This window comes from Streptomyces sp. NPDC020884 (assembly GCF_044333935.1).
GTDB lineage: Bacteria > Actinomycetota > Actinomycetes > Streptomycetales > Streptomycetaceae > Streptomyces.
Genome location: NZ_JBIRRY010000001.1, coordinates 367,752 through 389,207, shown reverse-complemented (window position 1 = coordinate 389,207; position 21,456 = coordinate 367,752). Strand labels below are relative to the sequence as shown.

General features: G+C 71.1%; 19 protein-coding genes and 1 riboswitch. Of the genes, 14 read left to right on the top strand and 5 right to left on the bottom strand.

The annotated features are described in order from the left end of the window. The first annotated feature begins 85 nt into the window (after nt 1-85). The gene (locus ACH4UK_RS01785) at nt 86-1,339 is read left to right on the top strand and encodes an Ig-like domain-containing protein (protein ID WP_398354107.1); all 1,254 of its coding nucleotides are present in this window, start codon (nt 86-88) and stop codon (nt 1,337-1,339) included. A gap of 60 nt (nt 1,340-1,399) precedes the next feature. Here the strand turns inward: ACH4UK_RS01785 and ACH4UK_RS01780 are convergent, their stop codons facing one another. Continuing rightward, nucleotides 1,400-1,801: a hypothetical protein gene (locus ACH4UK_RS01780; protein ID WP_398354106.1), complete on the bottom strand. Its 402-nt coding sequence runs from the start codon at nt 1,799-1,801 to the stop codon at nt 1,400-1,402. Nucleotides 1,802-2,000: 199 nt separating this feature from the next. Here ACH4UK_RS01780 and ACH4UK_RS01775 point away from each other — a divergent pair, with 199 nt between their 5' ends. The 6 genes from ACH4UK_RS01775 (at nt 2,001) to ACH4UK_RS01750 (ending at nt 9,175) form a co-directional block, all read left to right on the top strand. Next, entirely contained in the window at nt 2,001-2,621 is a 621-nt protein-coding gene (locus ACH4UK_RS01775; RefSeq protein WP_398354105.1) for a heme-copper oxidase subunit III, read from the top strand. A 55-nt stretch (nt 2,622-2,676) separates the two neighbouring features. Further along, nucleotides 2,677-3,486, top strand: a complete 810-nt coding sequence (locus tag ACH4UK_RS01770; protein WP_398354104.1) for a c-type cytochrome — start codon at nt 2,677-2,679, stop codon at nt 3,484-3,486. Then, nucleotides 3,483-4,535, top strand: coding sequence for a Rieske 2Fe-2S domain-containing protein (locus ACH4UK_RS01765; RefSeq protein WP_398354103.1), 1,053 nt, complete (start codon nt 3,483-3,485; stop codon nt 4,533-4,535). Before ACH4UK_RS01770 ends, ACH4UK_RS01765 begins: the two co-directional genes overlap by 4 nt. Beyond that, a complete protein-coding gene (locus ACH4UK_RS01760) occupies nt 4,532-6,181 on the top strand; it encodes a cytochrome bc complex cytochrome b subunit (protein WP_398354102.1) in 1,650 nt (549 codons plus the stop codon). The genes ACH4UK_RS01765 and ACH4UK_RS01760 overlap by 4 nt, the downstream gene beginning before the upstream one ends. A 123-nt stretch (nt 6,182-6,304) precedes the next feature. Next, the gene (trpD, locus tag ACH4UK_RS01755) at nt 6,305-7,369 is read left to right on the top strand and encodes an anthranilate phosphoribosyltransferase (protein WP_398354101.1); all 1,065 of its coding nucleotides are present in this window, start codon (nt 6,305-6,307) and stop codon (nt 7,367-7,369) included. Nucleotides 7,370-7,475: 106 nt separating this feature from the next. Next, nucleotides 7,476-7,593, top strand: a riboswitch (SAM riboswitch). Between the two features lie 202 nt (nt 7,594-7,795). Beyond that, a complete protein-coding gene (locus ACH4UK_RS01750) occupies nt 7,796-9,175 on the top strand; it encodes an aminotransferase class V-fold PLP-dependent enzyme (RefSeq protein WP_398354100.1) in 1,380 nt (459 codons plus the stop codon). Nucleotides 9,176-9,248: 73 nt separating this feature from the next. Here ACH4UK_RS01750 and ACH4UK_RS01745 read toward each other — a convergent pair whose 3' ends face one another. Further along, the gene (locus ACH4UK_RS01745; RefSeq protein ID WP_003969641.1) at nt 9,249-9,530 is read right to left on the bottom strand and encodes an Lrp/AsnC family transcriptional regulator; all 282 of its coding nucleotides are present in this window, start codon (nt 9,528-9,530) and stop codon (nt 9,249-9,251) included. Further along, nucleotides 9,527-10,276 carry a rhomboid family intramembrane serine protease gene (locus ACH4UK_RS01740; protein ID WP_398354099.1) on the bottom strand — a complete coding sequence of 250 codons (750 nt, stop codon included), beginning with the start codon at nt 10,274-10,276 and terminating at the stop codon, nt 9,527-9,529. The genes ACH4UK_RS01745 and ACH4UK_RS01740 overlap by 4 nt, the downstream gene beginning before the upstream one ends. Before the next feature lie 193 nt (nt 10,277-10,469). On the opposite strand from ACH4UK_RS01740, the gene ACH4UK_RS01735 reads away from it, so the two are divergent. The 5 genes from ACH4UK_RS01735 to ACH4UK_RS01715 all read left to right on the top strand — a co-directional run bounded on the left by ACH4UK_RS01735 (nt 10,470) and on the right by ACH4UK_RS01715 (nt 15,977). Beyond that, on the top strand, nt 10,470-10,712 hold the full coding sequence (locus tag ACH4UK_RS01735) for a hypothetical protein (RefSeq protein ID WP_015608051.1): 243 nt from the start codon (nt 10,470-10,472) through the stop codon (nt 10,710-10,712). 39 nt (nt 10,713-10,751) lie between these two features. Further along, the gene (locus tag ACH4UK_RS01730) at nt 10,752-12,113 is read left to right on the top strand and encodes an NYN domain-containing protein (protein WP_398354098.1); all 1,362 of its coding nucleotides are present in this window, start codon (nt 10,752-10,754) and stop codon (nt 12,111-12,113) included. A 292-nt stretch (nt 12,114-12,405) separates the two neighbouring features. Next, nucleotides 12,406-13,431, top strand: a complete 1,026-nt coding sequence (locus ACH4UK_RS01725; protein WP_398354097.1) for an NlpC/P60 family protein — start codon at nt 12,406-12,408, stop codon at nt 13,429-13,431. A 244-nt stretch (nt 13,432-13,675) separates the two neighbouring features. Next, complete coding sequence (locus ACH4UK_RS01720; RefSeq protein ID WP_398354096.1) at nt 13,676-14,704, top strand: NlpC/P60 family protein; 1,029 nt, start codon at nt 13,676-13,678, stop codon at nt 14,702-14,704. 16 nt (nt 14,705-14,720) lie between these two features. Then, entirely contained in the window at nt 14,721-15,977 is a 1,257-nt protein-coding gene (locus ACH4UK_RS01715; protein WP_398354095.1) for a hypothetical protein, read from the top strand. On the opposite strand, the gene ACH4UK_RS01710 is transcribed toward ACH4UK_RS01715, so the two are convergent. After that, nucleotides 15,953-17,218 (bottom strand): glycosyltransferase 87 family protein, encoded by a 1,266-nt coding sequence (locus ACH4UK_RS01710; RefSeq protein WP_398354094.1) that lies wholly within the window; start codon nt 17,216-17,218, stop codon nt 15,953-15,955. The two genes, ACH4UK_RS01715 and ACH4UK_RS01710, sit on opposite strands and share 25 nt — an antisense overlap. A 107-nt stretch (nt 17,219-17,325) precedes the next feature. Between ACH4UK_RS01710 and ACH4UK_RS01705 the strand changes: the two genes are divergently transcribed. Then, nucleotides 17,326-18,468 (top strand): glycosyltransferase family 4 protein, encoded by a 1,143-nt coding sequence (locus ACH4UK_RS01705; protein ID WP_398354093.1) that lies wholly within the window; start codon nt 17,326-17,328, stop codon nt 18,466-18,468. A gap of 84 nt (nt 18,469-18,552) precedes the next feature. Here ACH4UK_RS01705 and ACH4UK_RS01700 read toward each other — a convergent pair whose 3' ends face one another. Next, nucleotides 18,553-20,349 (bottom strand): AMP-dependent synthetase/ligase, encoded by a 1,797-nt coding sequence (locus ACH4UK_RS01700; RefSeq protein ID WP_398354092.1) that lies wholly within the window; start codon nt 20,347-20,349, stop codon nt 18,553-18,555. Between the two features lie 280 nt (nt 20,350-20,629). Here ACH4UK_RS01700 and ACH4UK_RS01695 point away from each other — a divergent pair, with 280 nt between their 5' ends. Beyond that, complete coding sequence (locus ACH4UK_RS01695) at nt 20,630-21,436, top strand: metallophosphoesterase (RefSeq protein WP_398354091.1); 807 nt, start codon at nt 20,630-20,632, stop codon at nt 21,434-21,436. The last annotated feature ends 20 nt before the right edge of the window (nt 21,437-21,456 follow it).

Genomic DNA, 21,456 nt, shown 5'->3' with positions numbered 1-21,456 from the left:
GCATCGCCGACAGCGACGCGGGCCTTTCGCCCGTTTGCAGTCATTGAACGCGCTGGAACGGACGAATCTTCTTAGCGTGGACCGCATGAACCACACGCCGCGCATCCGCACCGTAGTGAGCTGCACCCTGCTGGTCGTGACCCTCGTCGCGGGTGCGACCGCCTGTGGCTCGCCCGACGGTCACCCGCTCTCGACGAAGCCGTACGACGCGGGTGACCAGGTCTCCTTCAACGGCCCCTCCAAGAAGGAGAAGGCCGACCCCGACAAGCCCCTGGAAGTCACGGTCAAGGGCGACGACGGGCGCATCACCGACGTCAGCGCCGTGGACACCGGCGGCCGCCACCTCGCGGGGGAGCTCTCCGCCGACGGGAAGCGCTGGCGCTCCACCGCCCCGCTCGCGGCCGGCACCGGATACACCGTCAGGGTCGCCACGGAGAACGGCGACGGCGCCCCGGGCGTCCGTACGCTCTCCTTCGACACCTCCTCGCCCAAGAAGCTGCTGAAGGTGGCCTTCGGCCCGGAGACGGGCACCTACGGCGTCGGACAGCCCATCACGGCGGAGCTCAGCGCGCCCATCACCGACAAGGCGTCCCGGGCCACCGTCGAGCGCGCCCTGAAGGTCCGCTCCACCCCGGCGGTCACCGGCTCCTGGTACTGGGTCGACGACAAGAACCTGCACTACCGCCCGAAGGAGTACTGGCCCGCGAACGCCGCCGTCGAGGTGCGCTCCAACCTGGCGGGCATCAAGGTGACCAACGCCCTCTACGGAGCCGAGGCCAAGCCCCTGAAGTTCGCCACGGGCGACCGGATCGAGGCCGTCACCGACGCCTCGGACCACTCCATGACGGTGCTCCGCAACGGAGAAGTGATCAATACCATTCCGGTCACCACCGGCAAGCCCGGCTTCTCCACCCGCAACGGCGTCAAGGTGGTGCTCGCCAAGGAGCAGTTCGTACGCATGCGCGGCGAGAGCATCGGCATCGCCGCCGGCTCCTCGGAGTCGTACGACCTGCCGGTCTACTGGGCCACCCGGGTGACCTGGAGCGGCGAGTACGTCCACGCCGCCCCCTGGTCCACCGGCTCCCAGGGCAATGCCAACGTGAGCCACGGCTGCACCGGCATGAGCACCGGCAACGCCGAATGGTTCTTCGACACCGTGCGCCAGGGCGACATCGTCAAGGTCGTCGGCAGCGAAGGCGAGGACATGACCCCGTTCGACAACGGGTTCGGCGACTGGAACCTGTCCTGGGAGAAGTGGCAGAAGGGCAGCGCCCTCAACGAGGGGGCGCCGGACAGTCCGCAGACGCTCCAGGCCGCCCGGCTGCGTCCCCACGTCTGACCCCGGGCCCGGAGAGTCGCCTCCGGCCCGGAACGTCCCTCAGCGGGCCGCAGGGGCCCCTCAGGCCTCCACGGCGAGCCGGCGGCGCAGCAGCGCCGCCAGCGCGTCGGGGAACTCCACCGGGTCCACCGGGAGCGTCACAGCGGCCTCCGCGCGGCTCCAGGTGGCCAGCCAGGCGTCCTGCGGGCGGCCCATCAGCAGGAGCACCGGCGGGCAGCGGAAGATCTCGTCCTTGATCTGACGGCAGACGCCCATGCCGCCGACGGGAGCCGTCTCGCCGTCGAGCACGCAGACGTCCACGCCGCCGTTGTCCAGCGCCGCCAGGACGGCCGGAAGCGTCGCGCACTCCAGGAACTCCACCGGTGGCACGTCCGCGGCAGGCCTGCGGCCGGCTGCCAGCCTCACCTGCTCGCGGATGTTGGCGTCGTCGCTGTAGACCAGGACCGTGGCGGTCGCCTGCATTGTTCCTCCGTGACATCGGCGTCGTCGGGGCTCTCGGGGCATGAACCGATGCGCGGATCGTACTCCGCCCGACCGCCCGTCAGCACCGGTAATGACGACGATTCGATGGGCCGTTCGGCGCAGGGTGCGACCCCTGCAGACGGGGCGGACACACCGAACGGCACCCCCCGGGGTGAGGGCGGGATAAGCGACCGACATAATGTCGGTCGTGGCGACAGCAACGACAGTAGAAACCGGGCACGCGCACCCGTCGGTCAATCGACCGAACCTCACCAGCGTCGGAACCATCATCTGGTTGAGTTCCGAGCTGATGTTCTTCGCGGCCCTCTTCGCGATGTACTTCACCCTGCGATCGGTGACTGGACCCGATTACTGGAAGGAGATGGCCGGCCATCTGAACTTCCCGTTCTCGGCGACGAACACCACGATCCTGGTGCTCTCCTCACTCACCTGCCAGCTCGGCGTCTTCGCCGCCGAGCGGGGCGATGTGAAGAAGCTCCGCACCTGGTTCATCATCACCTTCGTGATGGGTGCGATCTTCATCGGCGGCCAGGTCCTGGAGTACACCGAGCTGGTCAAGGACGCGGGGCTCTCCCTCTCGTCCGACCCGTACGGCTCGGTGTTCTACCTGACCACCGGCTTCCACGGCCTGCATGTGACAGGCGGTCTCATCGCCTTCCTGCTGGTCCTCGGCAGAACGTACGCGGCCAAGAGGTTCACCCACGATCAGGCCACCGCCGCCATCGTCGTGTCCTACTACTGGCACTTCGTCGATGTCGTATGGATCGGCCTGTTCGCAACGATCTACATGATCAAGTAACCGGGCTCGCACCCACCCACCATCGACGCAGAAGATCCTGACACCGGGGTAATCCGTGAAAAAGCTCTCCGCACGACGACGCCATCCGCTGGCGGCGGTTGTCGTACTCCTCCTCGCGCTGGCGGCCACCGGGGGGCTGTACGCCGCGTTTGCGCCTGCGGGCAAGGCGCAGGCCGATGAAACCGCCCAGTCCCTCGCCATCGAAGAGGGCAAGAAGCTGTACTCCGTAGGCTGCGCCAGCTGCCACGGAACCGGCGGTCAGGGCACCACCGACGGGCCGTCCCTCGTGGGCGTGGGCTCCGCCGCCGTCGACTTCCAGGTCGGTACGGGCCGTATGCCCGCGCAGCAGCCGGGCGCCCAGGTACCGAAGAAGAAGGTCATCTACACCCAGGCGGAGATCGACCAGCTCGCGGCGTACATCGCGTCGCTCGGCGCCGGTCCGGTCACGCCGACGGACAAGCAGGTCGACCCGGCGGGCGCGGACGTCGCCAACGGCGGCGAACTGTTCCGCACCAACTGTGCCCAGTGCCACAACTTCACCGGTAAGGGCGGAGCCCTGACCGAGGGCAAGTACGCACCTGACCTCGAAGGCGTGAGCCCGAAGCACATCTACGAGGCCATGCAGACCGGCCCGCAGAGCATGCCCTCCTTCCCCGACACGACGCTGCCGGAGCAGGAGAAGAAGGACGTCATCGCGTACATCGAGTCCGTGAACGGTGACGAGACGGAGAGCCCCGGCGGTCTCGCCCTCGGGGGTCTCGGTCCGGTCAGCGAAGGTCTGTTCGCCTGGATCTTCGGACTCGGCGCGCTCGTCGCAGTCGCCGTTTGGGTCGCGGCCCACACCGCTAAGGCCAAGAAGTCATGAGTAGCCAACAGATTCCAGAAGACAGCCTGCCCGTGGTGCAGGAGACCGCGCACGGCGCGGTGGAGGGTACGGACGACCCGTTCGCCGACCCGGGGCTGCCGGCCCACCAGCCGCGCATCCAGGACCTCGACGAACGAGCCGCGAACCGCTCGGAGCGGGCCGTCGCGTTCATGTTCACCCTCTCGATGCTGGCGACGGTGGGCTTCATCGCCTCCTACGTCATCTTCCCGGTGGACAAGATCGTCTACATCTGGCCCTTCGGCCATGTGAGCGCGCTCAACTTCTCCCTGGGTCTCACCCTGGGCGCCGCGCTCTTCTTCATCGGCGCGGGGGCCGTCCACTGGGCGCGCACCCTGATGTCCGACGTCGAGGTCGCCGCGGACCGGCACCCGATCGAGGCCGCGCCCGAGGTCAAGGCGCAGGTCCTGGCGGACTTCGCGGCCGGCGCCGAGGAGTCCGCGATCGGTCGGCGCAAGCTGATCCGCAACACCATGTTCGGTGCGCTGGCCCTGGTGCCGCTCTCCGGCGTGGTCCTGCTGCGCGACCTCGGTCCGCTGCCGGAGAAGAAGCTCCGCACCACCCTGTGGGCGGAGGGCAAGCAGCTCATCAACATGAACACGATGAAGCCGCTGCGCCCCGAGCACATCACTGTCGGGTCGCTGGCCTTCGCCATGCCCGAGGGTCTCGACCCGGAGTCGCACGACTTCCAGACGCAGATGGGCAAGGCGGCCCTGATGATCATCCGCATCGAGCCGGACGACATCAAGGACAAGCGCCAGCTGGCCTGGGCCCACGAGGGCATCGTCGCGTTCTCCAAGATCTGCACCCACGTCGGCTGCCCGATCAGCCTGTACGAGCAGCAGACGCACCACGTGCTCTGCCCGTGCCACCAGTCCACCTTCGACCTCTCCGACGGCGCTCGCGTCATCTTCGGTCCGGCCGGCCACCCCCTTCCGCAGCTGCGGATCGGTGTCAACAGCGAGGGCAACCTCGAGGCGCTCGGCGACTTCGACGAGCCCGTCGGTGCTGCCTTCTGGGAGCGCGGATGAGTACTGCGACAAAGAACCCTTCCGCCGCCGGACCGGCGGGCGGACGCAAGGCTCCGGCCGGCGAGCGGGTGGCCGACTGGGCGGACGGCCGGCTGGGCATCTACGGCCTGGCCAAGGCCAACATGCGCAAGATCTTCCCGGACCACTGGTCCTTCATGCTCGGTGAGGTCTGCCTCTACAGCTTCATCATCATCATCCTCACGGGTGTGTATCTGACGCTGTTCTTCCAGCCGAGCATGGGCGAGATCGTCTACCACGGTCCGTACGAGCCCATGCAGGGCATCCGGATGTCCGAGGCCTACGCCTCGACCCTGAAGATCAGCTTCGAGGTCCGCGGTGGTCTGCTCGTGCGGCAGATCCACCACTGGGCCGCGCTGATCTTCCTGGCCGGCATGTTCGTGCACATGATGCGCGTCTTCTTCACGGGCGCCTTCCGCAAGCCGCGCGAGATCAACTGGCTCTTCGGCTTCCTGCTGTTCGTGCTGGGCATGTTCACCGGTTTCACCGGCTACTCCCTCCCGGACGACCTGCTCTCCGGTACGGGTGTCCGCTTCACCCAGGGCGCGATCCTGTCCGTGCCGATCGTCGGCACGTACATCTCGATGTTCCTGTTCGGCGGCGAGTTCCCCGGCCACGACTTCGTGGCCCGGTTCTACTCGGTCCACATCCTGCTGCTGCCGGGCATCATGCTCGGCCTGCTGGTGGCCCACCTGATCCTGGTCTTCTACCACAAGCACACGCAGTTCGCGGGCCCCGGCAAGACCAACAAGAACGTCGTCGGCATGCCGCTGCTGCCCGTGTACATGGCGAAGGCCGGAGGGTTCTTCTTCCTGGTCTTCGGCGTCATCGCGGCCATCTCGGCCGTCGCCACGATCAACCCGATCTGGGCGCTCGGTCCGTACCGCGTCGACCAGGTGTCCACCGGCGCCCAGCCCGACTGGTACATGGGCTTCGCGGAGGGGCTGGTCCGTGTGATGCCGGGCTGGGAGATCAACCTCTGGGGCCACACGCTCGCCCTGGGCGTGCTCATCCCGCTGGTTCTCTTCGGCCTGGTCCTCACCCTGCCCGCGATGTACCCGTTCATCGAGTCCTGGATCACCGGGGACAAGCGCGAGCACCACATCCTGGACCGCCCGCGCAACGCCCCGACCCGTACGGGCCTCGGCGTCGCCTGGGTCACGGCGTACTTCATCGGCCTCGTCGGCGGTGGAAACGACCTGTGGGCCACGCACTTCCACTTGTCGATCAACTCGATCACCTGGTTCGTCCGGATCTTCTTCTTCGTCGGACCGGTCATCGCGTTCATCGTCACCAAGCGGATCTGCCTCGGCCTCCAGCGCCGCGACCGGGAGAAGGTGCTGCACGGTCGCGAGACCGGCATCATCAAGCGCCTGCCGCACGGTGAGTTCGTCGAGATCCACGAGCCGCTCAGCCCGGAGCAGCTGCACACGCTCACGGCGCACGAGCAGTACCAGCCGCTCGAACTCGGCCCCGCGGTCGACGAGAACGGCGTCAAGCGCAGGATCTCCCCGGTGCAGAAGGTCCGCGCCAAGCTCAGCAAGGGGTACTTCGCCGAGGGGAACCAGATCCCCAAGGCCACCCCCGAGGAGTACAAGGAGATCAGCGAGGGCCACGGCCACCACTGATCACCTGAACCGATCGCCACCGTGAGAGCCCCGTCCATCCGATGGACGGGGCTCTTCGCGGTCCCTGCGGCTGGATAAGGTGGACCCATCTTCCCTACCCGGCTGTGGACCCTGGAGCGGACCATGAACGTTGTGACCCCGAACGGCGGCGACAGCGTGGCGGACCGTTCCTGGCCCGGCCTCCTGAACCCCCTGCTGCGCGGCGAGAACCTCAGCTCCGAGGAGACCGCCTGGGCCATGGACCGCATCATGAGCGGCGAGGCCACCGACGCGCAGATCGCCGGGTTCGCCGTCGCGCTGCGGGCCAAGGGCGAGACCGTCGACGAGGTCACGGGTCTGGTCCGGGCGATGTACAGCCACGCCAGGACCATCCATGTGCCGGGCCGCACCGTCGACATCGTCGGCACCGGCGGCGACCTGGCCAGGACGGTCAACATCTCGACCATGTCCGCGATCGTCGTCGCCGGCACCGGCGCCAAGGTCGTCAAGCACGGCAACCGGGCCGCCTCGTCCGCGAGCGGCTCCTCCGATGTGCTGGAGAAGCTCGGCGTCAACCTGGAGCTGACCCCGCAGCGGGTCGTCGAGGTCGCCGAACAGGCGGGCATCACCTTCTGCTTCGCCGTGAAGTTCCACCCCGCCCTGCGGTACGCCGCCAAGGCCCGCAAGGAACTCGGAGCGCAGACCACGTTCAACATCCTGGGCCCCCTCACCAACCCGGCCCAGGTGCGCGCCCAGGCCGTCGGCGTCGCCGACGCCCGGATGGCGCCGATCGTCGCGGGCGTCCTCGCCGACCGGGGCAACTCCGCGCTGGTCTTCCGCGGCGACGACGGCCTCGACGAGCTGACCACCACCGCCACCTCCCGGGTCTGGGTGGTGCGCGACGGGGCCGTCCGCGAGGAGCCCTTCGATCCGCGCGACGTCGGCCTGCCCATCGTCCCCGTCGAGGCGCTGCGCGGCGCCGACGCCTCGTACAACGCCGATGTGGCCCGCCGCCTGCTGGACGGCGAGAGCGGCGCGGTCCGCGAGGCGGTGCTGCTCAACACGGCGGCGGCCCTGGTCGCCCTGGACCCCGGCCCCGGCACGCTGACCGAGCAGCTCGCGGCCAAGATCGCGGTGGCGGCCGAGGCCATCGACTCCGGCGCGGCCAAGCAGGCACTGGAACGCTGGATCGCCGCCAGCAACGCCTGAGCGCACCGGAGAGACACCTTCGGCGCACACGGTGTGACACAGGGCGCAGTCCGGATGCCGGACTGCGCCCTTGCGTGTGTGCATACGTATGGCAAGATGCTGCGCAGGTCATGAGTGACAGCGACTACGGCCCCGGCCCGCTGTCCGGCAACCCTCCGTCCGTGGCGGGGTGCCCCGGGTGAAGACCAGGCCGTAGGCAGCGAGGTCTGCGGCAAGCGCGGGCCCCTCGGCATCCAGCGGATGTCAGCCCCCGGGGTCCTGGTCCCTAGGGAGCCTTCTGTGAGCAAGCGAATGCGTTAGGGCCCGTCGGCCCTCTTCCGCGCACCTTTCCCGCCCGTTCCTGCGCTGCCGCGTACCCGCCGGCGCACGACCGCGCATATCCGGGTTGCCCCGGACCTCTTCGCCTGCCTGTTACGGGAGTTCGCCATGTCTGTCTCCACCGCTGTCCTCGACTCGTCGGTTTGTGCCCCGCTGCCCGTTCTGGGCCAGGACGTCACTGTTCCGCTCGTCACCGGCGGTGAGGTCACCTACGCCGCGCTCGACTACGCCGCCAGCGCCCCGGCCCTCCAGCGGGTCTGGGACGACGTCGCCGCGTACGCCCCGTACTACGGCAGCGTCCACCGCGGGGCCGGCTACCTCTCGCAGCTCTCCACCGACCTCTTCGAGAACAGCCGCCGCACGGTCGCGGAGTTCCTCGGCTGCCGCGCGGACGACCAGGTGGTCTTCACCCGCTCCACGACCGACTCCCTCAACCTGCTGGCCGCCGCGATCCCCGCCGGCTGCCAGGTGTTCGTGTACGAGACCGAGCACCACGCGTCCCTGCTGCCCTGGCGCGACGCCCAGGTCACCTACCTCAACGCGCCGCGCACCCCGGCCCAGGCCGTCGAGACCCTGGAGCGCGCGCTGGCCGACCGCGACCCCTACGGCCCCGCCCTCGTCTGCGTCACCGGCGCCTCCAACGTGACCGGCGAGCTGTGGCCCGTGCGGGAACTGGCCGCCGCCGCCCACGCGCACGGCGCCCGGATCGTCCTGGACGCCGCGCAGCTCGCCCCGCACCACCCGGTGGACATCGCCGAACTGGACGTCGACTGGGTCGCGTTCTCCGGCCACAAGCTGTACGCGCCGTTCGGCTCCGGGGTCCTGGCCGGCCGCGCCGACTGGCTCGAGGTGGCCGAGCCGTACCTCGCCGGCGGCGGCGCCTCCCGCAAGGTCGCCCGGCGCGCCGACGGCGGCGTGGACGTCGACTGGCACACCACGGCCGCCCGCCACGAGGCCGGTTCGCCCAACGTCATCGGCGTCTACTCCATCGCCTCCGCCTGCAAGGCCCTGACCGAGGCGGGCTTCGACTCCCTGGTCGCCCGGGAGCAGGAGCTGGTGACCCGGGTCCGCGAGGGCCTCGCCGAGGTGCCCGAGGTGCAGGTGCTCTCGCTGTTCGGCGACGACGCGCCCCGGGTCGGCGTCATCTCCTTCGTGGTGCGCGGCTGGAACAGCTCGCACTTCGCCGCCGCGCTCTCCGCGGAGTACGGCATCGGTGTCCGCGACGGCCTCTTCTGCGCGCACCCGCTCGTGCGCACCCTGCTCGGCAGCGACCCGCAGGACCCGGGCGAGTGCGGCGCGCCGGAGGCCGAGCCGGGCGAGCGGTCCCTGAACGCGATCCGGGTGAGCTTCGGCGCGGGCACGCCGGACGAGCACATCGAGCGGTTCCTGCGCGCGGTCGCCGAGCTGGTCAGCGAGGGCGCCCAGTGGAAGTACCGCACCGAGGACGGCCGTTGCGTCCCGGACCGGGGCGAGGCCGCCCAGGTCTGAGGGACCCCCTGAAACGCCCCGGCCGGGGACAGGCGCGCTGCCTGTCCCCGGCCGGGGTGTGTCGCCGGTACGCCTACGCGTCGAGGCCGATGGCGAACGCGGCTTCCAGGTCGTGCTGGGAGTAGGTGCGGAACGCGACATGGGTGTCGGTGCCCTCGACGCCCGGGATCTTGCTGATCCGGCCGGGGATGACATCGGCGAGGTCGTCGTGCCGGGCGACCCGGACCATGGCGATCAGGTCGTAGGTGCCGGTGACGGAGAAGACCTCGCTGACGCTGTCCAGCGCGGCGATGGCCTCGGCGATCTCCGGAATCCGGTCCACGCTGGTCTTGATGAGCACGATCGCGGTGATCACGGCTGGCTGTCTCCCTCGGTGGCTGGAACCTTCACTTTAGCCCTCCGGCCGTACCGCACCCATGCGTAGAGGAACCCCGCCGCGAACCCCGCCACATGGGCCAGATACGCCACGCCGGGACCGCTGCCCGCTCCCTGCGCCGCCGCCCACTGGAGGGCGAACCAGAAGACCAGCACGATCCAGGCGGGGAAGCGCAGCGGCAGGAAGAAGAGGAACGGGAACAGGCTGGTGACCCGGGTCCTGGGGAACAGGTGGAGGAACGCGCCGAGCACCGCGGAGATCGCCCCCGACGCCCCGACCAGCGTCTGCTCGGAGTCCGCGTGCGCCGCCGCGTAGCAGACCAGGGCCAGATAGCCGCAGCCCACGTAGAAGAGGGCGAACTGCACCCGGCCCATGCGCTCCTCGGCCATCGCGCCGAACACGTACAGGAACAGCAGGTTCCCCAGCAGGTGCAGCCAGCTGCCGTGCACGAACAGCGCGGTGAACGGCGTGAGCAGCGCATGCGCGGAGCCCTCCCACAGCTCCGCGGGGATCACCCCCCACCGCTCGAAGTACCCGGCCTGCGCGGCGAGCAGCGCGTCCTCGTTCCGGTAGGCGGCGCCACCGAAGCCGGAGAGCGGGCTGATCAGGAAGATCACGCAGCAGACGCCGATCAGTCCGTACGTGACCGGGGCGCCGCTCGACGCCGCCGCGTCCCGGATCCTCCCGGCCGTGGTCCGCCAGTCGGCCTGCCGCCACTCGATCATGTACAGAGCATGACGTACCGGCGGAGAAGGGGACGGAGCGCCTCGCCGTGCCGATGCCTATACGCGAGGCCGTAGGGTTACGCCAGGACTTCCGCAGTTCGACGGCGCACCGCGAGATCCTTGACGTAGACAGGTGGAGTCGCGGCGGCGCGCCCGGCGCGGGCTCCTGGAGACGACGAAAGAGGACGCAACGATGACGACGGTTCCCCTGCCGACCGACGGGACCCGCTGGCGCTGCACGCTGTGCGGCAACCTCACGCGCTTCGACGTGACCCGCTCCTCCAAGGTCGTGGAGTACGTGCACCTCGACCTGGCCGGTGAGTCGAGTGTCGAGGAGCGGGAGGTCGTCAGTGAGACCATCGAGTCGGTCCGCTGTCGTTGGTGCAATGCGGTGGATCAGATCGAACTGGTGGACAGGCCGGGCGCCGCTTCCTGAGGGAGCGCGCCCATCGACATATCTATGGGGTGACGGACGGTGGATCAGCCGACCAGCGGCGCCGGACCGGCCGACGAGGCCGACGGCGGTGCAGAGGCGCTCGGCCGTCCGCTGCCCGAGGGTGTGCGACGGCGGGTCGTCGCCCTGGTCTCGGACGCCTTCGGCGGGCTGACCATCGCCGAACTCCCCGCCCAGTTGCGGCAGTATGCCCGGTTCACCCCGACCCGGCGGGCGAAGTTCGCGGGCAACGCGATGGCCGCCGCGCTGGAGAGTGACGCCCTCTTCCGGCAGCGGATCGGTGAGCGGCTCGGCCAGTCCCAGCCCGAGCTGACCGAGGCCCTGGAGGCGGGTTCGCCGCCTGCGGCCGCCGATCCCCTCGATGTGGCCGCCGCCGCCTATGTGCTGCGTCCGGTCGGCTGGGTCAAGCTGGTCGAGGCGGCCGGCGAGGAAGTCCAGCGCGCCGACGCGGAACGGGCGGACGAGGAGACCCGGCGCGAACTGGAGCATCTGCGCGAGGAGCTGGAACGGGCCCGCGCCCACACCCGCACCGAGACCGAGCGGTTGCGCGGCGAGCTGGAGGCGTCCCGCAAGGAGGCCGAGTCGCTGCACCGCAAGCTGCGCAGCGCCCTGAGCGAGGTGAAGCGCGGCGAGGCCGCCCTGCGCCGGGGCGCAGCCGAGGCCGACACCGCGCGGGCCGAGACGGCCGCCCAGCTCTCCGCCGTGGAGAGCGAGTCGCGCCGGCTCAAGGGACGGCTGGGGGAGGCCGAGGCGGCGCTGGAGGCGAGCCGGCGGGCCGCCCGCGAGGGCCGCTCGGTGGAGGATATGCGGCTGCGGCTGCTGCTGGACACCGTGCTGGACGCGGCCTCGGGGCTGCGCCGGGAGCTGGCGCTCCCCCCGGCGACGACGCATCCCGCCGACACCGTGGACGCGGTGGAGCCGGGCCGGATGTCGCCCAAGGACATTGCCGCCAGGGCCCTTTCGGAGACCGATCCGGCCCTGCTGGACCAACTGCTGGCACTGCCGCAGGCGCACCTCATCGTGGACGGCTACAACGTCACCAAGACCGGCTATCCCCAGATGCCGCTGGAGAAGCAGCGGTTGCGGCTGCTGGGCGGCCTCTCGGTGCTCGCGGCGCAGACCGGCGCCGAGATGACCTGTGTCTTCGACGGGGCCGAACTGGCCGCCCCGGTGCTGCTGGCCCCGCCGCGCGGCGTGCGGGTGCTGTTCAGCAAGGCCGGGGTCACGGCGGACGAGCTGATCCGCCAACTGGCCCGCGCGGAACCGCCGGGACGGCCCGTGGTGGTCGTCTCCACCGACCGCGAGGTCGCGGACGGTGTGGCCAAGGCCGGGGCGAGACCGGTTGCGTCCGTCTTGCTCCTCAAGCGCCTTTCGCGCGTCTAAAGGCGTATGGGTGGCATGTGTGACATGCCGGATTTATGGGAACGTACCGTCAAGTCGCCGCTACACGCGGTGGGGTGAGAGTAAAGAAGTGCCTGATGTGACGAGAAAAATCCTGTGAGGATTTGAACTGATCACAAGATGGTCACTAGGGTCAGGCCTCGAACCTTCGCACGGTTGATCACCCATCCGGGGTGGCAGCGAAGGAACCGCCGAGTCCGTGACGTGCACGGAGCCGGGGATTCCGTCCCCCCATAGCCCGGTAGGCGGCTCGAGGAAGAAGGAGCTCGCCTTCGTGGCGTCCCACCGTCGTCCCAAGCAGCCGAGCCGCACCCGCGTGACCGTGCTCACCGCGACCGCCGCTGCGGCCGTGGCCCTGACCTCCCAGGCCGCTCACGCCGATCCCAAGCCGAGCAAGAGCGAAGTCAAGGCGAAGGTCGACAAGCTCTACCACGAGGCCGAGGCGGCCACCGAGAAGTACAACGGGGCCAAGGAGCAGCAGGACAACCTGAAGAAGGAAGTCGACGCGCTCCAGGACAAGGTCGCCCGCGGCCAGGCCGAGCTCAACACGCTGCGCACCGAACTCGGTTCGATCGCCACCGCGCAGTACCGCTCCGGCGGCATCGACCCCTCCGTTGCCCTCTTCCTCGCCTCGGACCCGGACAGCTTCCTCGACCAGGCCTCCGCGCTCGACCAGCTGACGGTCAAGCAGACGGAGTCGCTGCAGAAGATCCAGTCCAAGCAGCGCACCCTCGCCCAGCAGCGCAAGGAAGCCCAGGACAAGCTCGGCGACCTCGCCGACGTCCGCAAGGCGCTCGGCGAGAACAAGAAGAAGTACCAGGGCAAGCTCGCCGACGCCCAGCAGCTGCTCAACACGCTGACCCAGGCCGAGCGCACCAAGATGGCCCAGGAGGAGCAGCGCGCCAGCCGCGACGCCGGCGACCGGGTCGAACTCGGCAACGAGGCGCCCGCGTCCGGCCGTGGAGCCGCCGCCCTCAGCGCCGCGGCCACCCAGCTCGGCAAGCCGTACGTCTCCGGCGGCTCGGGCCCCAACTCCTACGACTGCTCCGGGCTGACGCAGTGGGCCTTCGCCCAGGCCGGCGTCTCCATCACCCGGACCACGTACACCCAGCAGAACGACGGCCAGCGGATCGGTCGCGGCCAGCTCCGGCCGGGCGACCTGGTCTTCTTCAACGGTCTGTCGCACGTCGGCTTCTACGCCGGCAACAACCAGATCCTGCACGCCCCGAAGCCGGGCACCGTCGTCCGCTACGAGTCGATGGACTACATGGGCACCTTCCAGTTCGGCGTCCGCATCTGACGCCACGGCACGCCCGAACGAGGGAATCGCCGCGCACCACGCTGACGCCCCGCCCCGCCGGAGACCAAGGTCACCGGCGGGGCGGCGTCGTTGGGCCCCCCTTCCGCCACCGGCGCGGTCTTTGGCCGGTGCGTAGTCGTCCGATTACTGTCTGGCTGCTGTGCAGCTCCCGGTCTCCGTCCGCCCGCCCCGGGCGGCAAGGGGCTGCGCACTACCGCGTCAGCGGAAGGGAGTGCGGCTACCTGTGGTGTCCCATCGCCGTTCCACACAGTCCGGCTTCAACAGAGGCGTCCGGGTCACGGTCATCTCGGCGGCCGCCGCCACCGCGGCCGCGACGCTGACCGGGGCCCCGGCGAGCGCCGACCCGAAGGACACCCGGGAGAGCGCCAAGGCCGCCGTCGACCGTCTCTACGGCGAGGCAGAGCAGGCCACCGAGCGGTACAACGAAGCCGGGGAGCGCGTGGACCGGCTGCGCGGCGAGGCCGACCGCGCCCAGGACGCCACGGCCCGGGGCCAGGAACGCGTCAACCGGATGCGCAACGCGCTCGGTGCCATGGCCGGCGCCCAGTACCGCACCGGCTCCATCGATCCGGCGCTCGCGCTGCTGCTCTCCGCCGACCCGGACACCTACCTGGAGCAGGCCGCCGCCCTCGACCGGGCCGGCGCCCGCCAGGCGATGACCCTGGACAAGCTGCGGCACGCACAGCGGGGACTCGCCCAGACCCGCGCCGAGACCACCCGCGCCCTGACCGACCTGGAGCGCAACCGGGCCGCCGTCACCCGGCACAAGCGCGCCGTCGAGGGCAAGCTCCGGGCGGCCCGTCGGCTGCTGGACTCCCTGCCGCCCGAGGAACGCGCCTCCTTCGACCGGGCCTCCCGCTCCGGCCGCGAAGGACTGCCCGACCTCTCCGGCGTCGCCCCCGGTTCGGCCCGCGCGATGTCCGCCGTGGCCGCCGCCCACCAGGCGCTCGGCAGACCCTACGTCTGGGGCGCCAACGGGCCCTCCGGATTCGACTGTTCCGGCCTGATGCAGTGGGCCTACGCCCAGGCCGGGGTGAGCCTGCCCCGCACCTCCCAGGCCCAGCGCCACGCGGGCCGCATGGTGCCGCTCTCCCAGGCCCAGCCCGGTGACCTGGTCGCCTACCGCGCGGACGCCAGCCACATCGGCATGTACGTCGGCAACGGCCAGGTCATCCACGCCCCCTACCCGGGCGCCCCGGTCCGCTACGATCCGGTCGGCATGATGCCGGTCTCCTCGGTCACCCGGATCTGACCGTACGATCGGCAGGGTGGCCGTACGAGGACGTGACGCGCGAGGGGGAGGCCCCCGGGGGCGGCGGCGTGCGGCGGGCCTGCTGCTCGCCGCGCTCCTGACCGCGTCCGGCTGCACGGCCCCCGCCGCGCCGGACACCTTCCTCACCGCCGGCGCCCTCGACGCCACCCTGGAGCGCCGCGCGGCCGCCGTCCTCGCCCACGACCCGGCGGGCTACCTCGACGTCCTCGCCCCCGACGCCGCGAAGCTGCGGGCCGCCCAGCGCACCGAGCTCGCCAACCTCGCCGACGTCCCCCTGAAGTCCTGGACCTACGACGTCAAGGGCATCACCAAGCAGGACGGCCGCTGGGCCACCGCCGACGTGGAGCTGCGCTACCGGATCGAGGGCTACGACGCCGCTCCGGTCGCCGGCCGCCGCACGCTGGAGCTCATGCGGGACGGCGAGCGCTGGCAGATCACCGCCGACCGGCCCGCCAAGGGCGCGCCGGGACAGCTGTGGCAGCAGGGCGAGGTGGAGGTCGTCGAGGGCGCGCACAGCATCGTGCTGGGCGTCGGACGGCCCGAGAGCGAGCTGCGGCAGGTCGCCGACACCGTGGACCTCGCCGTACCGGCCGTCTCGGACGCCTGGCCGCGCCCCTGGACCCGCCGGGTTGTGGTTCTCGTCCCGGACTCCGTCCAGGACATGGCGGGGCTGCTGGGTTCGCCGGAGGCCAGCTACCGGGGCATCGCCGCCGTCACCACCGGCGAGGTCGGCGGTACCGGCAAGCTCCCGGCCATCGCCGACCGGGTGATCGTCAACCCGCAGGCGTACGCCACCCTGGGCAGTTTCGGGCAGCGGATCGTCCTGACCCACGAGACGACCCATGTCGCCACCCGGACCAGCACCTCGACGGCCACCCCGGTCTGGCTCTCCGAGGGCTTCGCCGACTGGACCGCCTACCGGGGCGAGGACCGCGCCGCCGACGTGATCGCCCCCGAACTGGCCGAAGCCGTCCGGAGCGGCGAGACCCCCGCCGAACTCCCCGCCGACCCGGACTTCGGCTTCGACGGCGACCCCGCGAAGCTCGCGGGGGCCTACGAGGGCGGCTGGCTGGCCTGCGAACTGATCGCGGAGCGCTGGGGCAAGGAGAAGCTGATCGCGTTCTACGCGACCGTCGGCGCGCACTCCGGGCGCGAGGGAGCGGTCGAACAGGCGCTGAACGCGGTGCTCGACACCACCCCCGAGCAGTTCACCGCCGACTGGCGCGACTACCTCGCCACCCGGCTCGGCTGATCCCCGCGCGCCGGGACCGCCCCGCCGGCCGCCGCCGTCGCGGCCCCGCGCCGCGCCCCCGGCACCGTCGAGCGCCACAGCCGTCGCGCGGCGATCAGCGAGGCCGCGACCAGCAGCCCGTTCCGTACGAACAGCAGCGTCACGCCCCACCCGTCGCTCGCCACCACATGGCCGAAGCCGATCGGGAACTCCAGCAGCGTCACCCCGGACGCCACCAGCACCAGGACGGCCGGCAGCGCCATCGAGGCCGCCCGGAACGCCAGGCAGACCGCCGCGAGCCCGACCAGCCACACCACGTACTGCGGGCTGATCACCCGGCTGGTGACCGTGAACAGCAGCACCGCCGTGAAGGCCGCCTCGGCCGGCGTGTGCGGCGCGAAGGTCCGGGCCCGCAGCCGCCACAGCAGCAGCCAGCCCAGCGCCAGGACGCCGAGCCCCAGGGCCAGCGTGGAGACCAGCTCCACATGCGGGCCGAGAAATTCCAGCGAGCCGTAGCGCAGCTCCACCCGCCCCTGCCAGCCGAACCGCCGCGCGAGGTGGAAGACCAGTGCCCCCAGCGACTCGACCTCCGTGCCCCGGTCCCGCTGGAAGGCCAGGAACGCGAACGCCCCCGGCATCCACAGCGCGAAGGCGGCCGCGAGACCGGCCCCTGTCAGCGCCGCCGACGACCAGGCGGCCCGCGTCGGGCGGCCCTTGCGCACACCCACCAGCAGCAGCGCCGGCCACCCCTTCAGCAGCGCCCCGAACGCGGCCAGCGCCCCCAGCCCGCGAGGCCTGCGCACCCCCGCCAGCAACGCCGCCACCGCGACCGCCGTCACCATCAGGTCGTACCGGGCGTAGACCGTCGGCCCCAGCAGCGGCACCCCCGCGATCCACACCCAGGCGCCCGCCCGCCGTATCCCCGGCCGCCGCCCCGCGGACAGGAGCAGACCCAGCACCAGCGCGTCGCAGAGCAGCACCAGCACGAAGAACGCGGCCGCGTACTCCAGGAACGGCAGCAGGGCCGGGGAGAGGATCGCCAGGGCCGCTCCGGGCGGGTACTGCCAGGTGACGTCGTCCAGCGGATACGTGCCGGTCAGCAGTACCTCGTACCAGCCCCGGTAGATCACCGACACGTCCACCGTGACGTCCGGGCCGGGCACAGTGAGCACCTTGAACACGCAGGCCAGCAGCCATGCCCGGGTCAGCGCCCAGGCCGCGTACGGCCACGGTCCCGCGCCGGTGGGTGTTCGTCCCGTCATCGCCGTCCTCGTCGTCGCCGGTATCCGGCCGGGTTCCAGGCGGCTCATGATGCCGCCGACGGAGCGCGTCAGCGGTGAAGCGCGGCCGTTGGGTACTGTCGGCGGCGATGGACAAGACCTTGATCGTGACCAACGACTTCCCGCCCCGCCCCGGTGGCATCCAGGCGTTCCTGCACAACATGGCGCTGCGCCTGGATCCCGACCGGGTCGTCGTCTACGCCTCCACCTGGAAGCGCGGCGAGGAGGGCGCGGCGGCCACCGCCGCCTTCGACGCCGAGCAGCCGTTCACCGTGGTCCGCGACCGGACGACGATGCTGCTGCCGACCCCGCGCGTGACCCGCCGGGCCGCCGGTCTGCTGCGCGAACACGGCTGCTCCTCCGTCTGGTTCGGCGCCGCCGCCCCGCTCGGTCTGATGGGCCCGGCGCTGCGCCGCGCGGGCGCCCGGCGGCTCGTCGCCACCACCCACGGGCACGAGGCCGGCTGGGCCCAGCTGCCCGCCTCCCGGCAGCTGCTGCGCCGGATCGGGGAGGGCACCGACACGATCACCTATCTCGGCGAGTACACCCGCTCCCGGATCGCCGGGGCCCTCACCCCCGAGGCCGCCGGACGCATGGTCCAACTGCCGCCCGGGGTCGACGAGAAGACCTTCCACCCGGCGTCCGGCGGAGACGGGGTCCGGGCCCGCCTCGGCCTCTCCGACCGGCCGGTGGTGGTCTGCGTATCGCGCCTGGTGCCGCGCAAGGGGCAGGACACGCTGATCCTGGCCCTGCCCGCGATCCTCGCGCAGATTCCCGACGCGGTGCTCCTGATCGTCGGCGGGGGACCGTACGCCAAGGACCTGAAGCGCCTCGCGGTCCAGACCGGGGTCCAGGACTCGGTGCGCTTCACCGGTCCGGTGCCCTGGGCCGAGCTGCCCGCGCACTACGGGGCGGGGGACGTCTTCGCGATGCCCTGCCGGACCCGGCGCGGAGGGCTCGACGTGGAGGGCCTCGGGATCGTCTACCTGGAGGCGTCCGCGACCGGACTGCCCGTGGTGGCCGGTGATTCGGGCGGCGCCCCGGACGCGGTGCTGGACGGCGAGACGGGGTGGGTGGTGCGCGGCGGCAGTGCCGAGGAGTCCGCCGACCGGATCGTGACGCTGCTCGGCGACCCGGAGTTGCGGCGCCGGATGGGGGAGCGGGGCCGGGCCTGGGTCGAGGAGAAGTGGCGCTGGGACCTGCTGGCGGAGAAACTCAAGACCCTGCTGTGAACGCGTCGTACGCGCGCCGTACGACGGAGGGGCCCGCACCGGTTTCCGGTGCGGGCCCCTCCGTACGCGTACGCGCGCCGGGTGTCAGGACCGGTAGAGCGACTCCACCTCGTCCGCGAACTCCTTCGCCACCACATTCCGCTTCAGCTTCAGCGACGGCGTGATGTGGCCCGCCTCCTCGGTGAACTGGGCCGCCAGGATGCGGAACTTGCGCACCGACTCGGCCTTGGACACCGCCGCGTTGCCGTCGTCCACGGCCCGCTGCACCTCGGCCAGCAGCTCGGCGTCCGCACGCAGCGACAGGGCGGTCGAGCCGACCGGCTTGCCGTGCTCCTCGGCCCAGCGGCCCAGGAACTCCTCGTCCAGGGTGACCAGCGCGCCGACGAACGGGCGGCCGTCGCCGACGACCATGCACTCGGCGACCAGGGCGTGCGCGCGGATGCGGTCCTCGATGACGGCCGGGGCGACGTTCTTGCCGCCCGCCGTCACGATGATCTCCTTCTTGCGGCCGGTGATCGTGAGGTAGCCGTCCTCGTCGAGCGTGCCGATGTCCCCGGTGTGGAACCAGCCGTCGGCCAGCGCCTCGGCCGAGGCCGACTCGTTCTTCCAGTACCCGGTGAACAGGTGCTCGCCGTGCAGCAGCACCTCGCCGTCGTCGGCGATCCGCACCACGGAGCCGGGCAGCGGCTGGCCGACCGTACCGATCTTCTGCCGGTCCCACGGGTTGAACGCGGTCGCCGCGCAGGTCTCGGTCAGGCCGTAGCCCTCCAGGACCGTGAAGCCGATGCCCCGGTAGAAGTGGCCGAGCCGCTCGCCCAGCGGAGCGCCGCCGGAGATCGCGAACTCGCCCTTGCCACCGAGCACCGCGCGCAGCTTCGCGAAGACCAGCCGGTCGAAGAGCCGGTGCTTGAGCCGCTGCCCCAGCGAGGGTCCCCCCGGGGTGCTCAGCGCCCGGCTGTAGCTGATCGCCGCGTCGGCGGCCCGGTCGAAGATCTTGCCCTTGCCGTCCGCCTGCGCCTTGGCGCGGGCCGCGTTGTAGACCTTCTCGAAGACCCGGGGCACGCCCAGGATCAGGGTCGGCCGGAACGAGCCCAGCTCATCGGTGAGGTTCTTGATGTCCGGTACGCAGCCGAGCTTGATCGGGGCCATCACCGAGGCCACCGCGACCATCCGGCCGAAGACGTGGGCCGCGGGCAGGAACAGCAGCACCGAGCACTCGCCCGTACGGAAGAGGGGCTTCAGCCGCTCCACCAGGTTGCCGCACTCCGCGAAGAAGCTGCGGTGGGTGAGCACACAGCCCTTGGGGCGGCCCGTGGTGCCCGAGGTGTAGACGATCGTCGCCGGGTCGTCCGCCTTGGCGCTGACCATCCGCAGGTCCATGGTCTCGTCCGAGACCTCGGCCCCCGCCCGGTCCAGTGCCTCGACCGCGCCCGCGTCGATCTGCCAGACGTGCGCCAGCTCCGGCAGCGCGTCCCGCACGGAGGCCACGGAGGCCGCGTGCGCGTCGCTCTCCACGAGCACCGCCACCGCCCCGGAGTCGCCGAGGATCCACTGGACCTGCTCGGCGGAGCTGGTCTCGTACACCGGCACGGTCACCGCGCCCGCGCTCCAGATCGCGAAGTCCAGGAGCACCCACTCGAAACGGGTGCGCGACATCAGGGCGACCCGGTCGCCCGGCTGCACGCCGGAGGCGATCAGCCCTTTGGCGGCGGCTCTGACCTCGGCCAGGAACCGGGTGGCGCTGACGTCCGTCCAGACGCCGGCCACCTTGCGGCTCATCACCGCGACTTCGGGATGCTGAGAGGCATTGCGGCGGATGAGATCCGTCAGGTTGCCGTCCGTCGGGACCTCGTACAGGGCCGGAAGGCTGAACTCGCGCAAGACTGCTGCTCCTCATCGGGCTCCGGTGCCACGGCTCTGTGTGACGCACCGGCTGCGGTCCAAGATTGGCGGGTGCTCAGGGGGGTGAGCACGACTGGACTGCCCGGACGTTACCCACCGGTACTCGGTTCCGGATAGGGGGTTCCGGCCAGATGTCTTATGCATCACACAGGTAAATGGCCCTTTCGCGCACAGTAGTCCACTGCCTTGACGCCCTGGAAGTAACCGCAGGTCCGGACGGTCTACCCAGCGACGGAAGGGGCACTCTAGGGTGATCCCCATGCGAGGCAGCGAACCGGACAGCCGGGGCCCGGCCGGTGGATCGACCCGGGTACACGTGGTGAGCGACGTGCACGGCAACGCCGAGGCCCTGGCCCGCGCCGGGGACGGCGCCGACGCCCTGGTCTGCCTCGGTGACCTGGTGCTCTTCCTCGACTACGCCGACCACTCGCGCGGCATCTTCCCCACGCTGTTCGGCAAGGAGAACGCCGACCGCATCGTCGCCCTGCGCACCGCCCGCCGCTTCGACGAGGCCCGCGCCTTCGGCCGGGAGCTGTGGGCGGGCCGCGACCGCAACACCGAGATCCTCGGCGCGGTGCGCCAGCAGTACGCCGAACTCTTCGCCGCCTTCCCCACTCCGACGTACGCCACCTACGGCAACGTCGACGTCCCCGACCTCTGGCCCGAGTACGCCCGCCCCGGCACCACCGTGCTGGACGGCGAACGCGTCGAGATCGGCGGCCGGGTCTTCGGCTTCGTCGGCGGCGGCCTCAAGACCCCGATGAACACCCCGTACGAGATCAGCGACGAGGAGTACGCCGCCAAGGTCGAGGCGCTCGGCCCGGTCGACGTCCTCTGCTCGCACATCCCGCCCGAGGTGCCCGAGCTGACCTACGACACCGTCGCCCGACGCTTCGAACGCGGCAGCACCGCCCTGCTGGAGGCGATCCGCGCCACCCGCCCGCGGTACGCGCTTTTCGGCCATGTTCACCAGCCGCTGGTCCGCCGGATGCGGATCGGGACCACCGAGTGCGTCAACGTCGGCCACTTCGCCTCCACCGGAACCCCCTGGGCGCTGAGCTGGTGACCGCGGGCAGCCGGGCGGTG